This is a genomic window from Stenotrophomonas maltophilia, assembly GCF_900186865.1.
GTDB classification, from domain to species: Bacteria; Pseudomonadota; Gammaproteobacteria; order Xanthomonadales; family Xanthomonadaceae; genus Stenotrophomonas; species Stenotrophomonas maltophilia.
This window is the reverse complement of sequence record NZ_LT906480.1, coordinates 3293255-3307662: the sequence shown is the minus strand read 5'-3', so window position 1 is coordinate 3307662 and position 14408 is coordinate 3293255. Positions and strand designations below refer to the sequence as shown.

The window sequence follows — 14408 nt, the reverse complement described above, 5'->3', positions numbered from 1 at the left end:
GGTGGTGCGCATGATCAACGGTCGCAAGGGCCGTGCCAGCATGGCCGTACCCCTCCACAGGCGATAGCGGCCGTCCTCGCTCCAGCTTGAGGGTCGAAAACTGACGTGAATGGATTGGACTTGCCCCTGTTCAGGCTTCACGCGATCATGGCGCCCGGCTGCGCACCATCCACGCAGTCGCCGCAGGAGACAGTTCCATGGCTTCGGTCACGCCCCCCGGTCTGGCCTATGAGGTCGAACACGACCTGGCCAACCATCGCTTCACCGCCCGTGTGCGCGGACAGCTGGCGGTGCTCGATTACCAGATCAAACGCAGGCGCATGGTCATCACCCACACCGAGGTACCCGAGCCGATTGCCGGCCGTGGCATCGCAGGTGAGCTGACCCGCGTGGCACTGCGCTTTGCCCGCGAGCAGAAGTACAAGGTGGTGCCGGCATGTTCCTACGCCGAGGCCTTCCTGCAGCGGCACGAGGAGTACCACGACCTGCTCGCTGGCTGAATGCCAGCGGGCCACGCTTCAGCCATGGCAGGCGATGATGTACAAACATGAACAGGGGATCCCGATGAAGATTGGAAACAACCGGCCATTGCACGGCAGCGTGCTGGCCGGCGTGGTGGGCGTGCTGTTGCTGGCCGGTTGCCAGCGTGAAAGCGAGCAGGCACCGGCGACCGACGCGGCCCCCGCCGCCGAGGCCACTGCCGCAGGTGAAACGCCGGCCACGGAAGCGCCGCTGGACCTGCGCGACGTGATCGAGAACAACGAGCGCGAAGTGGTGGGCATCAGCTACCCGGCCGGCATCGATCGCTACCCGGGCCTGGCGCGCGCGCTGCAGAACTACGCAACCAGCGCACGCAGCGACCTGCAGCAGGCACTGGACGGGCTCGGCAATGACAAGCCGACCATGCCCTACGAACTGTCGCTGAGCTTCGAAAAGCTGCTGGAAACGCCGCAGCTGGTGGTGGTCAGTGCCGATGGCAGCCGCTATACCGGTGGCGCCCACGGCGAGCCGCTGGTGGCGCGTTTCGTATGGCTGCCGGCGCAGCAGCAGATGCTCAGTGCCGACAAGCTGGTGGCCGATGCCAAGGGCTGGAAGGCGATCAGTGATTTCGTCGCCGACCAGCTGCGCGAACGCGTGGCCACCCGCCTCAGTGGCGAGGACATGGACCCGGCCCAGCTGCAGGAATCGCTGCGTAACGCATCGCGCATGATCGCCGACGGTACTGGCCCCCAGGCCGACAATTTCAGCCAGTTCCAGCCGCTGACCAACGACAAGGGGCAGATCACCGCGCTGCGCTTTGTTTTCCCGCCGTACCAGGTGGGTCCATACTCGGACGGCACCCAGACCGCCGACGTACCGGCGGCGGTGCTGTTGCCGCACGTGGCCAAGGACTACGTGGAGCTGTTCGCACGCGGTTGACCGCAGTCGAGGAGGTGGCGTGGATACAGGGTTGCAGGAGCGGGTCGCCGGCCTGCTGCAGGAAGCCGGGGTCCGCATCGGCGGCACCCAGCCACAGGACATCCAGGTGCATGACCCGCGTTTCTTCGCGCGGGTCATGGCGCACGGCTCGCTCGGCCTCGGCGAGAGCTACATGGACGGTTGGTGGGATGCCAACGTCCTCGATGAATTCCTCGTCCACCTGATGCAGGCACACCTGGATGAACGGGTGCACGGTTGGCGCGAAGTGGCCGATGCGCTGAAGGCGCGCCTGTTCAACCTGCAGGTCGGGCAGGGCAGCTACGAAGTGGGCCGCCGCCACTACGATCTTGGCAACGACCTCTACCAGGCCATGCTCGGCCAACGCCTGGTGTACAGCTGCGGCTACTGGCGCAATGCCGGTGATCTCGATGCCGCGCAGGAGGCCAAGCTGGACCTGGTCTGCCGCAAGCTGGGGCTGCGCCCCGGGCAGCGTGTGCTGGACATCGGCTGTGGCTGGGGTGAAGCCCTGAAGTTCGCAGCAGAGCGCTACGGCGTCACCGGCGTCGGCGTGACCATTTCGCAGGAACAGGCCGGGTTCGCACGCGAACTGTGCGCCGGCCTGCCGATCGAGATCCGCCTGCAGGACTATCGCGAACTGGATGAGCCGTTCGATGCGATCTTCTCGATCGGCATGTTCGAGCATGTCGGCGACAAGAACTACGCCAGTTTCTTCGAGGTGGCCAGGCGCTGCCTGTCTTCGCGCGGGTTGCTGCTGCTGCACACCATCGGCACCAACATCTCGCGGCATCGCACCGATCCGTGGATCGCGCGCTACATCTTCCCCAATTCAATGCTGCCGTCGGCGGTGCAGATCAGCAAGGCGTTCGAAGGGCGCTTCGTGCTGGAGGACTGGCACAACTTCGGCACCGACTACGACCTCACCCTGCAGGCTTGGCGACGCAACGTGGAAGCGGCGTGGCCGCAGCTGGACGCGCGCTACGACGAGCATTTCCGCCGCATGTGGCGGTTCTACCTGGCCGGATCGATGGCCACCTTCCGCTGCCGGCACGCGCAGCTGTGGCAGCTGGTGCTGTCGCCGGAAGGCGTACCGGGTGGGTACGTGGCGCCACGCTGAGGGTGCGCAGGGGTAGATCAGGCCGGATGCGATACTTACTGACGCCAAATCCGTGTGTTGCACGGTCAGCTCCGCGCGTGGGCGTCGTCGACGCTACGCTGTTGGGTCGGCGGGGTTACCGCATTCCTGAAGGCGTTGCAGCATGGGTTGGGACATCACCTACCATCCAGTCGCGGATTCGGAGATCCGTGACATCTATTTCCGTGCTCTGGAGGACGTGACGCTGGTCGAGGCGCTGCAACAGCGGTTCCGGATCGAGCCGTTCTACATGGAGCAGTTGCAGGAACGCATCGACGAGGCTCGCTCGATCAGCGCCGACGTGCCTTTCGAGAAGGGGCACGCTTTGTACCTGGCGATCGTGGCCGGCCACCTTCGGCGGTATCACTATCTCCGCGGGAGCGCCCTTTCGTTTTTCATCGACGATCCGGCGGTCGCCCGGTATTTCGCGGACTGGCGGCAACTGGTGCCGTTGCAGTGGGCGGATGCTGCCGCCGGCAACCATCTACGTGAAAACTATGGTGGTGGCGTGTTCATCACGCATGCCCGGCTGAAGCAATTACGCGCTGATTATGCAGTGGACAGCGCACTTGCTGCGCGCCTGGAGGAGCTGTTCTCCGATGGACGCCTGGTCGTTTTCTGGCGTGTTGTCGATGAAGCGATCGCCAGCGGATGCGGATTGCTGGAGGCCAGCGAGGTGGTCGAGCCGAACCCGATGGATCTCAATGCATCGACCAGCTTGAGCAATCTGCTGAACTGCGCGCCGGACGGCGCGATCCTTTATGCGGAAGCCGCGGCGGCCCAGCTGGCGGAGTTCGTGGCAGCGCACCCGGATGTCGCATCGACTGCCGCTGCCGCGCCCGGTGCGCCGAAACGACGGTGGTGGGAGCGACTGTTTCGGCGCTGATCTGGAAGCGCATCCACGCATGGCGCGGATCTACTGGAGTGCGTCATGTGTGGATCGATGATGCCGGGGTTCGTGGCGCGAATGGATCGTGCCGACCAACGGTCGGCACCCACCAGTAGATCCACGCCATGCGTGGATGTCCCAACAAAAAAACCGCCCGGTTTCCCGGGCGGTTTTTCGTTTCAGGCTACTGCGCGGGCGATCAGTTGCCGGCGCCGGTCAGGCCACGCTTTTCCAGCAGCGGTTCGATCTGCGGCTCGTGGCCGGCGAAATCGCGGAACAGCTGCATCGCGTCGACGCTGCCGCCCTTGGACAGCAGGGTGGCGCGGAAGTGGTCGCCGTTCTTGCGGCTCAGGCCGCCGTTGTCCTTGAACCACTTCTGGGTGTTGGCGTCGAGCACTTCCGACCAGATGTAGGCGTAGTAACCGGCCGAGTAGCCGCCCATGATGTGGCTGAAGTACGGGGTCTTGTAGCGCGGCGGCACCGGCGCGTAGTAGATGCCGTCCTTCTCCAGCGCGGCGCGCTCGAAGGCCATCACGTCCTTGGCGGCCGGCACCTGGTCGGCGCCGATCTGGTGCCAGCGCTGGTCCAGCATGGCCGCACCCAGGTACTCGGTGGTAGCGAAGCCTTGGTTGAACTTGGCTGCCGCCAGCACCTTGTCCAGCAGTGCCTGCGGCATCGCCGAACCATTCTGGTAGTGCTTGGCGTAGTTCTTCAGGATGACCGGGTTGTCGGCCCACATCTCGTTGACCTGCGAGGGGAACTCGACGAAGTCACGCGGCACCGAGGTGCCCGAGAAGTACGGGTACTTCACGTTGGAGAACATGCCGTGCAGGGCGTGGCCGAACTCGTGGAACGTGGTGTTCACCTCGTCCCAGGTCAGCAGGGTCGGCTGGCCGGCCGGCGGCTTCGGAATGTTCAGGTGATTGGCGACCACCGGCTTGAAGCCGGTCAGCTTGGACTGCGAGACGTAGGAGTTCATCCACGCGCCACCGCGCTTGGAGGCGCGTGCATACGGGTCGAAGATGAAGATCGCCAGCTGGCTGCCGTCGGCGTCGAACACGTCGTAGACGGTGACGTCATCGTGGTAGACCGGCAGGTCGGTGCGCTGCTTGAAGGTCAGGCCGAATTCCTGGCCCGCGGCGTAGAACACGCCGTTCTCCAGCACGTTCTTCATTTCGAAGTACGGCTTCAGCTGCGACTCGTCGAAGTTGTACTTGGCCTGGCGCACCTTCTCGCTGTAGAAGGCCCAGTCCCACGGTTCCAGCTTGAACGTCGGCTTGCCAGCGGCCTTCTGTTCCTGGTCGATCATCGCCTGCAGGTCGGCGGCTTCACGCTTGGCGTTGGCCACCGCGGCCGGGGCCAGCTTGCCCAGCATCGCGTTGACCGCTTCGGGGGTCTTGGCGGTCTGGTTGGTCAGGTTGTAGGCGGCGAAGTTCGGGAAGCCCATCAGCTTGGCCTTGTCGGCGCGCAGCTGCATGATGCGGGAGACCAGAGCGGTGTTGTCGAACTCACCGCCGCGGCTGCCGCGGCTCACCGATGCTTCGTAGATCTTCTGGCGCAGGGCGCGGTTGGCCAGGTTGGTCAGCGGCGGCTGGCCGGTGGTGTTGAGCAGGGTGATCACGTACTTGCCGTCCTGGCCGCGGGCCTTGGCGGCTTCGGCGGCGGCGGCGATCTGCTCCTTGGACAGGCCGTCCAGTTGCTTGACGTCGTCGACGGTGATCGCCGAAGCGTTCACCTCCGACTGCACGTTCTGGCTGAACTTGGTACCCAGGTTGGCCAGCTCGGCGTTCATCTCCTTCAGCTTGGCCTTGTCGGCGTCGGACAGCTTGGCGCCTGCGCGCACGTAGTTGTCGTAGTACTTCTCGACCAGGCGCACGCCTTCGGCGTCCAGGCTCAGCTGGCTGCGGGTGTCATACAGCGCCTGGATGCGGGCGAACAGCTTGCCGTTCAGCGCGATCGCATCGCTGTGCGCGGCGAACTTCGCCGAGTAGTCGGCCTGCAGCTTCTTGCGGGTGTCGTTGGTGTCGGCACCGACCAGGCTGAAGAACACGGTGGTCGCGCGGTCGAGGACATCACCGCTCTTTTCCAGGGCGATGATGGTGTTGTCGAAGGTCGGCTTGGCCTTGTTGTTGGCGATGGCCTCCACTTCCTTCAGCTGCTGCGCCATGCCGGCGTCGAAGGCCGGGGCGAAGTCGCTGTCCTTGATCTTGTCGAACTGCGGGAAGTGCAGCGGCAGCGGGCTTTCGGCGAAGAAGGGATTGGCCTGCTGGGCGGTGCTGCTGGCGGCCGGGGTGGCGGCGCCGGCCGAGAAGGCGGGCAGGGCAAGGCCGAGGGACATGGCCACGGCAAGGGCAAGGCGGGTGGTCAAGGCAGGAACTCCGGTAAGGCAAACAAGGGCCCGAGGGTAACCCGGCCGGCGGCGCCCGCACTTGTGTCAAAAGGCATGTTGCCGCGGCCGGGCGCGGGTACCATGCATTCACCGCCCACGGTTCACCGCCATGACCACTGCCTACGATTTCAGCTTCCGCGACCTCGACGGCCAGCCACAGGCCCTCGCCGGGTACCGGGGTCACCCGCTGTTGCTGGTCAATGTCGCCAGCCGCTGTGGCTTCACCCCGCAGTACACCGGGCTGGAACAGCTGTGGCAGGAGTATCGCGAGCGTGGCCTGGTGGTGATCGGCTTCCCATGCAACCAGTTCGGCGCGCAGGAGCCGGGGGACGCCGCGCAGATCCGCCAGTTCTGTTCGCTGGATTATCCGGTCAGCTTCCCGCTTTCGGAGAAGATCGAGGTCAACGGCGAGGGGGCTGATCCGTTGTGGGCATGGCTGTCACGCGAGAAGCGCGGCCTGCTGGGTAGCGCCCGCATCAAGTGGAATTTCAGCAAGTTCCTGGTCGATCGCCAGGGGCGGGTGGCTGCGCGCTTTGCGCCAACCACCAGGCCGGAACAGCTGCGCAGCGCGATCGAAGCGCTGCTGTGAAGGGGGTAGTGCCGGCCGCTGGCCGGCAATCCCGGAGCGCACGGAGAGCCGGCCGGCGGCCGGCTGCCGTTGCAGATCATTTCTCGACGAACGCGCGCTCGAACACGTAGTGGCCCGGCTGGCCGATGCGCGGCGAGACCTGGAAGCCGCGGGCATCGAGCACGCTGCGCAGATCAGCCAGCATCTGCGGGCTGCCGCAGATCATCGCGCGGTCGTTTTCCGGGCTCAGCTCCGGCAGGCCGAGGGTGCGCTGCATCTGGCCGCTTTCCATCAGCTGGGTCAGGCGGCCCTGGTTGGCGAACGGCTCGCGGGTGACCGCGGGGTAGTACAGCAGCTTGTCGCCGATCATCTCTCCCAGGAACTCGTGCTCACGCAGTTCCTTCTCGAAGTAATCGCGGTAGGCCAGATCCTTCTCGTAGCGCACGCCGTGGCAGAGGATCACCTTCTCGAAGCGCTCGTAGGTCTCCGGGTCCTTGATGACCGACAGCCACGGCGCCATGCCGGTGCCCGTGCCCAGCAGGTACAGGTTCCTGCCCGGGTGCAGGTCGCTGATCAGCAGGGTGCCGGTGGGCTTCTTGCCGACCAGCACCTTGTCGCCCGGCTTGATGTGCTGCAGGCGCGAGGTCAGCGGGCCGTCCTGCACCTTGATGCTGAAGAACTCCAGGTGCTCTTCCCAGTTGGCGCTGGCGATGGAATAGGCGCGCAGCAGCGGCCGTGCCTCGGTTTCCAGGCCGATCATCACGAACTGGCCGTTCTCGAAGCGGAAGCCGCTGTCGCGGGTAGTGGTGAAACTGAAGTAGGCATCGGTCCAGTGACGGACCTCAAGCACCGTTTCGGCGCCGAAAGCGGAGGACATGGGCGTATCTATCGAAAGTCGTCGGGGTTGATTCTATCTCAAATGAGATGGGTTCTCATTGGGCGGAACGAGAGGCGTTCTCAGCGGTAACCCGCCGCCTGCAGCTCGAACAGCTCGGCGTACCGTCCTCCCTGGGCCATCAGCTGCGCATGGGTGCCGCTGGCCTCGATGCGGCCATCGGCCAGCACCAGGATGCGATCGGCCATGCGTACCGAAGAGAAACGGTGGGAAATCAGCACTGCCGTACGATTATCCGCCAGCTCCCTGAACCGCTGGAACACTTCGAACTCACTGCGCGCGTCCAGCGCTGCCGTTGGCTCATCCAGGATCATCACCTGCGCATTGCGCATCCACGCGCGGGCAATGGCGATCTTCTGCCACTGGCCACCGGACAGGTCCACGCCCTGCTTGAAGCGGCGCCCGATCAGCTGGTCGTAGCCGCCGGGCAGGTCGTCGATCACTTCCTCGGCCATGCCTCGCCGCGCGGCATCGGCGATGCGTGCCTGGTCGTCCATCGCCTCGACCTGGCCGACGCCGATGTTCTCGCCGGCGCTGAGGTTGTAGCGCACGAAGTCCTGGAAGATCACCCCGAGGTTGGCGCGCAGGTCGTCCAGGTCGTAGTCGCGCAGGTCGCGGCCGTCGAGCAGGATGCGGCCTTCGTCCGGCTCGTACAGCCGTGCCAGCAGTTTCACCAGCGTGGTCTTGCCCGCGCCGTTCTCGCCGACCAGGGCCAGCACTTCGCCGGCCTGCAGCTGGAAATCGAGGTGGCGCACCGCCCACTGTTCGGCATCGGGATAGCGGAAGCCGACGTTCTCGAACACGAAGCCCTGGCGGATCGGCTGCGGCACGCGTATGGCGCCTTCACGCGAGTGGATTTCCGGCTCGATCTGGAAGAACGAGAACAGGTCGTCCAGGTACAGCGCCTGGCTGGCCACCTGCGAGAAGCCGATCAGCAGGCCTTCCAGCAGCTGGCGCAGGCGCAGGAAGCTGCCGGCAAGGAAGGTCAGGTCGCCAATCGAGAAATCGCCGCGTACCGTGCGCCAAGCGATGTAGGCGTAGGCGGTGTAGTAGCCCAGCGTGCCCAGCGCAGCCAGCAGCGTGCCCCAGAACGCGCGGCGCCGGGCCAGTGCACGGTTGGCCTGGAACAGCGCCACCGACAGCCGCCGGTAACGTTCCACCAGGAAGCGGTGCAGGTTGTAGATCTTCACTTCCTTGGCCGTTTCCACGCTGGCACCGAGCTGGCGCAGGTAGTCGAGCTGGCGGCGCTCGGGCGTCCACTGGAAGTTGAGGCTGTAACCGGCCGCATTGAAGTGCGATTCACCGATGAAGGCCGGCACCAGTGCCAGCACCAGCAGCAGGATCAGCCACGGTGCGTAGACCAGCAGGCCAACGGCGAGGCTGGCCACGGTGATCGCGTCCTGGACCTGGCCGAACAGCTGGCTCATCAGGTTCATCCGGCCCATGGTCTGGCGCCGCGCACGGTCCAGCTTGTCCTGCAGGTCCGGGTCCTCGAAGTCCTCCAGATCCAGCGTTGCCGCGTGTTCCATCAGCCGGATGCTGGTGACGTTGGCGAACAGCTCGGAGAGCAGGGCATCGGCGTAGCTGACCAGCCGGCCGAGCAGGTCCGAGGCGATGGCCAGGCCGAATTCCAGCGCCAGCAGGCCCAGCAGCGGATTCAGCACGCCGCTGGACAGCGCTTCGCCCAGCGGCGGGAAGCCGGCGTCGTGCTGGCTCAGGTGCAGGGCGCTGTCGATGATCAGCTTGCCGACGTACAGCATCGCCACCGGCAGCAGCGCGCGGATCAGGCGCAGCCCGAGGCTGGCCAGGGTGAGCGCGGGACTGGTCTTCCAGACCATGCGCAGGAACGGCGGCAGGTTGCGCATCGCCCTGAAGCGCTGGCGCAGGCTGGGCTTCTTCGCGGCGGCAGCGCCAGCGGTGGGGGTAGCAGGCATGCGCGTATTGTGCGCGCCTGATACGTGCAGAGGGGGTCAGTGCAGGCGTGTGGCCGGCACTGGGGTCAGATCCCTTTGCGCGGCAAAGGGCTCTGACCCCAGCGACCCACAGCGGGTCAGGGCCCTTCGCGAAGCGAAGGGATCCGACTCTCCGGCATCCACGCATGGCGTGGATCCACCGTGTCGACCAAGGTCGACACCTACCAGCAGCACCGATGAACTGTCGAAGGCCGGGTGGGTCAGGCCGGCAGCGGCGGCAGCAACCCCGCACCGAGGCGGTTCCAGGCATTGATCACCGCGATGCCCATGCTCAGGTCACTGATGCCCTTCTCATCGAAGTGCGGCGCCAATGCATCGAACGCCGCCTGCGACGGCGCGCCGTCGGTCAGCCGGGTCAGTGCCTCGGCCCAGCCCAGCGCCGCGCGCTCGCGTTCGTCGAAGAAGCGGCTCTCGTGCCATGCCGGCAGTGTGTCCAGCTTGCGCGGCTCGATGCCGCCCTTGCGCAGCGCCGTGCCGTGCATGTCCATGCAGTAGCCGCAGCCGTTGAGCTGCGACACGCGCAGGAACACCAGTTCCATCAGGGTCGGATCGATCGAGCTGTCATGCACCGCCTGGCTGGTGGCCAGCAGGCCCTTGAAGGCCTCGGCGGCCAGGCGGGTGTAGGGGACGCGGGGAGAAGTGTGATTGGACATCGGGGGCTCCACGGCGGCCACGATGGCCGCCTTTCATTACAAAGACGCCGTGCCGTCCCTGTTCGTGACATCGAATGGTCAAAAGCGAAATGCCGACGGGCCAAGTGCGACTCCAGATACGCGTGCCGACCTCCTCAAAGACTGCTGTAGTGTCATCGAGCCGTGGTGCATCCCGCTCAAGTGAGAATCTGGAACTCGGCTGCTGACGTGAGAATCAACGCTTTCAATTGGTCAGTATCGGCTTTGATGAGCACGGGTAGAGTGTCCCATTCGCCATATTTTTCAGCAGGAACAAAGTTGCCCTTGACTACCACGAGCCTGACATCCGGACGGATCGTTGATAGTTGCCTTCTTGGTGGTGCCCAAGTTGATTCTTCGTTCGGAAAAGGAAAAGAGGCGATTCTGGTCCAATCACCTCTTTCAATTCCGGTGCGAATAGTCAGTACATCCATGAAGCTCTTCAACGTGGGAAGTTCGCAGTCACGGAGCATTCTGCCCTTTGAAATGAATGGAAGGATCGCTACGTCCGGATCTTGGTAAGTGCGCAAATAGCCAAAAACGAGCTCGACTTCATTGAGCGGTACGGCAAATACATCGCCGACGTTCACTTTGATCCTCTTTCTTGGCTTCTTGGGATTCATTGCCGTCAATTTCCTATCCATTGCGCTGACAGATTGCCCAAGCCCAAGTCCGTATGTCTAATCGGAGAGTGCGCCTTGAATAGTCGGCAACTTTTCCGGATTCAACACGCTGTACACGTTGGCGATGCGGCCATCGACCACCTCGATGGTGGTGACCGAGTGCAAGCGATCACCGACAAAGCGCAAGATCGCCGGCTCGCCGTTGACATAGCCCAGCTGCGCCGGATGCACCGCGCCACGGCGGGCGATGGCCCAGAACAGGCGGCCGATGCGCTCGGCGCCCAGCAGCGGGCGGATCGCTGCGGTAACCACGCCGCCGCCGTCGGACACCAGCAACGCGTTGGTGTGCAGCAGAGCCTGGATCGCCTCGCTGTCGCCGCGCTGCGAGGCATCCATGAAGCGCGCCAGCAGCTGCCGGTGCTGGCTGGCATCGGCGTTGAAGCGCGGCCGTCCGGCCTGCAGGCGCTGCCGGGCACGGTGCACCAGCTGCCGGCAGTTGGCCTCGCTATGGCCGATCAGCTCGGCGATCTCGCGGTAGTCGTGGTCGAAGGCCTCCTTCAGCAGGAAGGCGGCGCGTTCCTCGGGGCCGAGCTGTTCAAGCAGGGTCAGGAAGGCGACCGAAACGTTGTCGGCCAGCGCATGCAGCTGGGCCGGGCCGGGCGCCGGGTCGGGCTCCAGGGTGACCGCCAGCGGCTCGGCCAGCCATGGGCCGACGTAGTGCACGCGCTCGCGCTTGGCCGCGCGCAGCCGGTCCAGGCCGAGCCGGGTGGTGGTGGTGACCAGCCAGGCTTCGGGGTCGCGGACGGCCGCCGGGTCGGCGCCGGACCAGCGCAGCCAGGCATCCTGGACCACGTCTTCGGCGTCGGCGCGGCTGCCAAGCAGGCGGTAGGCCAGGGCCATCAGGCGCGGGCGGTGGGTCTGGAAAGCGGTTTCGGCGTTCATGTGGGCAAGGACGCCGCAGTGGCGCGTGGCGTGACAGAGCGTCGGGGGGATCTTGCCGGTCAGCGGCCGGCACTACCACCCCGGGGCCGGGGGAGGGGGTAAAATGGGCGGATTACCCCCGCCAGCCTCGAGCAAGCGAGCAAGACGTGACATCGATCAAGCAGGAAGACCTCATCCAGTCCATCGCCGACGCGCTGCAGTACATCTCGTACTACCACCCGGTCGACTACATCAAGAACCTCGCCGCCGCTTACGAGCGCGAGAAGTCGCCGGCCGCGAAGGAAGCGATGGCCCAGATCCTGATCAATTCGCGGATGTGTGCCGAAGGCCACCGTCCGATCTGCCAGGACACCGGCATCGTCACCGTGTTCCTGGAAATCGGCATGGACGTGCGCTGGGACGATGCCACCATGGGCGTGGAAGACATGGCCAATGAAGGCGTCCGCCGTGCCTACATGCACCCGGACAACAAGCTGCGCGCTTCGGTGCTGGCTGATCCGGCCGGCAAGCGCATCAACACCAAGGACAACACCCCGGGCGTGGTCAACGTCAAGGTGGTGCCGGGCAACAAGGTCGACGTGATCGTCGCCGCCAAGGGCGGTGGTTCGGAAGCGAAGACCAAGTTCGCCATGCTCAACCCGTCCGACTCGATCGTCGACTGGGTGCTGAAGACCGTGCCGACCATGGGCGCCGGCTGGTGCCCGCCGGGCATGCTCGGCATCGGCATCGGTGGCACCGCCGAGAAGGCGATGCTGCTGGCCAAGGAAGCACTGATGGAGCCGATCGACATCACCGAGCTGCAGGCCCGTGGTGCGTCCAACCGCATCGAAGAGCTGCGCCTGGAGCTGTACGAGAAGGTCAACGCGCTGGGCATCGGTGCGCAGGGCCTGGGTGGCCTGACCACCGTGCTCGACATCAAGATCAACGACTACCCGACCCACGCGGCCAACCTGCCGGTGGCGATGATCCCGAACTGCGCGGCCACCCGCCATGCGCACTTCACCCTCGATGGCAGCGGCCCGGTGATGCTGGACCCGCCGTCGCTGGAAGACTGGCCGAAGCTGACCTACGACGCGTCCAAGGGCACCCGCGTGGACCTGGACACGATCACGCCGGAAGACGTGGCCAGCTGGAAGCCGGGCCAGACCCTGCTGCTCAACGGCAAGCTGCTGACCGGCCGCGATGCCGCGCACAAGCGCATGGTCGACATGCTCAACAAGGGCGAGCAACTGCCGGTCGATCTGAAGGGCCGCTTCATCTACTACGTCGGCCCGGTAGATCCGGTGCGCGACGAAGTGGTGGGCCCGGCCGGCCCGACCACCGCCACCCGCATGGACAAGTTCACCGAGCAGGTGCTGGCCCAGACCGGCCTGCTGGGCATGGTCGGCAAGGCCGAGCGCGGCCCGGCCGCGATCGAGGCGATCAAGAAGCACAAGTCGGCCTACTTGATGGCCGTGGGTGGCTCGGCCTACCTGGTGTCCAAGGCGATCAAGGCCGCCAAGGTGGTTGGTTTCGCTGACCTGGGCATGGAGGCGATCTACGAGTTCACCGTGCAGGACATGCCGGTGACCGTGGCAGTCGACTCCACCGGTGAATCGGTGCACAAGACCGGCCCGCGCGAATGGCAGGCCCGCATCGGCAAGATTCCGGTGGTGGTGGAGTAACTCCCCGCACGCTTCGGTCCAGACAACGGCGCCCGTGTGGCGCCGTTGTTGTATCCGGGGGGAGGATTAACGCGCCTGTAGCCCTTGCTCTGCTACGGTCGGCACACCCTCGCACAGGACGTGTCCATGGCCCTGCATCGATTCATCGTGGTAGGCATGCTGCTGGCGCTGGCCGGCTGCAACACCCCAGCGTCGTACGAAGGCGCGGATTTCCCTGCATCGGCGCAGTGCCGCGTGCAGTGCCAGGCCGGCTATCGCAGCTGCATGGCGCAGAATGACTCTCTCGGCAGCCGCCAGAGCAATTGCGAGCAGCGGATGGTGCCGGCGCCGGACAAGCGCTGCAAGGACGTGGACAACCCGGACCTGCGCCATGCCTGCGAACTGAAGACGCATGACTGTACGATGCGCGCGCCGATGATGTCCTGTGGCGAACGCCGGGATTCCTGCATGAGCAGCTGCGGCTGAGCAACGATCGTGCGCGCGGGCGCATAATCGGCTGATCCACCTGTACAGGATCTTCTGCATGAGCACCACGCTGTATGGTTCGACCAGTACCGCCGCGCTGGTGGTGCACTGGCTGCTGATCGAGCTGGGCATCGAGCATGAACTGGTGCTGCTGGATTTCGACGCGCGCGAGCACAAGTCGGCGCAGTACCTGGCGCTGAATCCGGCCGGTGTGGTGCCGACAATGCTGATCGATGGCCTGGTACTGACCGAAGCGGCGGCCATTGCGTTGTACCTGGCGGATCGCCATCCGGACGCCAACCTGCTGCCCGCGCTGGGCACGCCGCAGCGCGCCGATGCCTACCGCTGGATGTTCTGGTGTGCCAATACGCTGCAGCCGGCCTATCGAGCCTGGTTCTATCCACACGAAATGGCGGGCGAGGCGAACATCGAGGCCAGCCGCGGGATGGCACGGCAGCGCCTGGAAGCGGCCTGGCAGCATGTGGCCGCGCACCTGCATGCACATGGCCCCTACCTGCTGGGCGCCACGCCCTGCGTGGTCGACTACATGCTGGTGATGCTGATGCGCTGGTCGCGCAACATGCCCAGGCCCAGCGACACCTGGCCGGTACTGAAGGCGCACGCCACGTTGATGAAGGCGCGCCCCGCGTTCGCCGAGGTGTACCGCCGCGAAGGCATCACCGACTGGCTGTAAGCCAGCCGGGGAGGAGGGCATCCGGGTAGAAGAGGGCGCTGGGGTAGAGTCGACTGTCAGTCG

At 65.3% G+C, this 14408-nt stretch carries 14 protein-coding genes; 8 read left to right on the top strand and 6 right to left on the bottom strand.

What is annotated here, in order from left to right; all coding sequences use genetic code 11:
• Positions 1-197: 197 nt before the first annotated feature.
• The 4 genes from CKW06_RS15755 (at position 198) to CKW06_RS15740 (ending at position 3458) form a co-directional block, all read left to right on the top strand.
• On the top strand, positions 198-500 hold the full coding sequence (locus CKW06_RS15755; protein WP_005410305.1) for a GNAT family N-acetyltransferase: 303 nt from the start codon (positions 198-200) through the stop codon (positions 498-500).
• A gap of 37 nt (positions 501-537) precedes the next feature.
• Positions 538-1419 (top strand): DUF3298 and DUF4163 domain-containing protein, encoded by an 882-nt coding sequence (locus tag CKW06_RS15750; protein WP_024956639.1) that lies wholly within the window; start codon positions 538-540, stop codon positions 1417-1419.
• A 19-nt stretch (positions 1420-1438) separates the two neighbouring features.
• Positions 1439-2554 (top strand): cyclopropane fatty acyl phospholipid synthase, encoded by a 1116-nt coding sequence (gene cfa, locus CKW06_RS15745; protein WP_012480799.1) that lies wholly within the window; start codon positions 1439-1441, stop codon positions 2552-2554.
• Between the two features lie 142 nt (positions 2555-2696).
• The gene (locus CKW06_RS15740; protein ID WP_024956640.1) at positions 2697-3458 is read left to right on the top strand and encodes a hypothetical protein; all 762 of its coding nucleotides are present in this window, start codon (positions 2697-2699) and stop codon (positions 3456-3458) included.
• Positions 3459-3660: 202 nt separating this feature from the next.
• Here the strand turns inward: CKW06_RS15740 and CKW06_RS15735 are convergent, their stop codons facing one another.
• Positions 3661-5829 (bottom strand): M3 family metallopeptidase, encoded by a 2169-nt coding sequence (locus CKW06_RS15735; RefSeq protein WP_024956641.1) that lies wholly within the window; start codon positions 5827-5829, stop codon positions 3661-3663.
• 130 nt (positions 5830-5959) lie between these two features.
• Here CKW06_RS15735 and CKW06_RS15730 point away from each other — a divergent pair, with 130 nt between their 5' ends.
• Positions 5960-6439 (top strand): glutathione peroxidase, encoded by a 480-nt coding sequence (locus CKW06_RS15730; protein ID WP_005413962.1) that lies wholly within the window; start codon positions 5960-5962, stop codon positions 6437-6439.
• Positions 6440-6515: 76 nt separating this feature from the next.
• On the opposite strand, the gene CKW06_RS15725 is transcribed toward CKW06_RS15730, so the two are convergent.
• The 5 genes from CKW06_RS15725 to CKW06_RS15710 all read right to left on the bottom strand — a co-directional run bounded on the left by CKW06_RS15725 (position 6516) and on the right by CKW06_RS15710 (position 11522).
• Positions 6516-7295, bottom strand: coding sequence for a ferredoxin--NADP reductase (locus CKW06_RS15725; RefSeq protein WP_005410300.1), 780 nt, complete (start codon positions 7293-7295; stop codon positions 6516-6518).
• An 80-nt stretch (positions 7296-7375) separates the two neighbouring features.
• Positions 7376-9247: an ABC transporter ATP-binding protein gene (locus CKW06_RS15720; RefSeq protein WP_024956642.1), complete on the bottom strand. Its 1872-nt coding sequence runs from the start codon at positions 9245-9247 to the stop codon at positions 7376-7378.
• Positions 9248-9486: 239 nt separating this feature from the next.
• On the bottom strand, positions 9487-9939 hold the full coding sequence (locus CKW06_RS15715; protein ID WP_005413960.1) for a carboxymuconolactone decarboxylase family protein: 453 nt from the start codon (positions 9937-9939) through the stop codon (positions 9487-9489).
• A 176-nt stretch (positions 9940-10115) separates the two neighbouring features.
• The gene (locus CKW06_RS23630) at positions 10116-10580 is read right to left on the bottom strand and encodes a hypothetical protein (protein ID WP_143568573.1); all 465 of its coding nucleotides are present in this window, start codon (positions 10578-10580) and stop codon (positions 10116-10118) included.
• 57 nt (positions 10581-10637) lie between these two features.
• The gene (locus CKW06_RS15710; protein ID WP_024956643.1) at positions 10638-11522 is read right to left on the bottom strand and encodes an RNA polymerase sigma-70 factor; all 885 of its coding nucleotides are present in this window, start codon (positions 11520-11522) and stop codon (positions 10638-10640) included.
• A 146-nt stretch (positions 11523-11668) separates the two neighbouring features.
• On the opposite strand from CKW06_RS15710, the gene CKW06_RS15705 reads away from it, so the two are divergent.
• The 3 genes from CKW06_RS15705 to CKW06_RS15695 all read left to right on the top strand — a co-directional run bounded on the left by CKW06_RS15705 (position 11669) and on the right by CKW06_RS15695 (position 14345).
• On the top strand, positions 11669-13186 hold the full coding sequence (locus CKW06_RS15705) for a fumarate hydratase (RefSeq protein WP_024956644.1): 1518 nt from the start codon (positions 11669-11671) through the stop codon (positions 13184-13186).
• Positions 13187-13312: 126 nt separating this feature from the next.
• Positions 13313-13651 (top strand): hypothetical protein, encoded by a 339-nt coding sequence (locus CKW06_RS15700; RefSeq protein WP_005410295.1) that lies wholly within the window; start codon positions 13313-13315, stop codon positions 13649-13651.
• A gap of 58 nt (positions 13652-13709) precedes the next feature.
• A complete protein-coding gene (locus CKW06_RS15695) occupies positions 13710-14345 on the top strand; it encodes a glutathione S-transferase family protein (RefSeq protein WP_024956645.1) in 636 nt (211 codons plus the stop codon).
• Positions 14346-14408: the final 63 nt, after the last annotated feature.

Excerpts from the sequence above, each read along its gene's own strand:
- CKW06_RS15755 (WP_005410305.1), top strand. The coding sequence starts at position 198 with ATGGCTTCGGTCACGCCCCCCGGTCTGGCCTATGAGGTCGAACACGAC.
- CKW06_RS15750 (WP_024956639.1), top strand. The coding sequence starts at position 538 with ATGTACAAACATGAACAGGGGATCCCGATGAAGATTGGAAACAACCGG.
- CKW06_RS15740 (WP_024956640.1), top strand. The coding sequence starts at position 2,697 with ATGGGTTGGGACATCACCTACCATCCAGTCGCGGATTCGGAGATCCGT.
- CKW06_RS15730 (WP_005413962.1), top strand. The coding sequence starts at position 5,960 with ATGACCACTGCCTACGATTTCAGCTTCCGCGACCTCGACGGCCAGCCA.
- CKW06_RS15725 (WP_005410300.1), bottom strand. The coding sequence starts at position 7,295 with ATGTCCTCCGCTTTCGGCGCCGAAACGGTGCTTGAGGTCCGTCACTGG.
- CKW06_RS15720 (WP_024956642.1), bottom strand. The coding sequence starts at position 9,247 with ATGCCTGCTACCCCCACCGCTGGCGCTGCCGCCGCGAAGAAGCCCAGC.
- CKW06_RS15715 (WP_005413960.1), bottom strand. The coding sequence starts at position 9,939 with ATGTCCAATCACACTTCTCCCCGCGTCCCCTACACCCGCCTGGCCGCC.
- CKW06_RS23630 (WP_143568573.1), bottom strand. The coding sequence starts at position 10,580 with ATGAATCCCAAGAAGCCAAGAAAGAGGATCAAAGTGAACGTCGGCGAT.
- CKW06_RS15710 (WP_024956643.1), bottom strand. The coding sequence starts at position 11,522 with ATGAACGCCGAAACCGCTTTCCAGACCCACCGCCCGCGCCTGATGGCC.
- CKW06_RS15700 (WP_005410295.1), top strand. The coding sequence starts at position 13,313 with ATGGCCCTGCATCGATTCATCGTGGTAGGCATGCTGCTGGCGCTGGCC.
- CKW06_RS15695 (WP_024956645.1), top strand. The coding sequence starts at position 13,710 with ATGAGCACCACGCTGTATGGTTCGACCAGTACCGCCGCGCTGGTGGTG.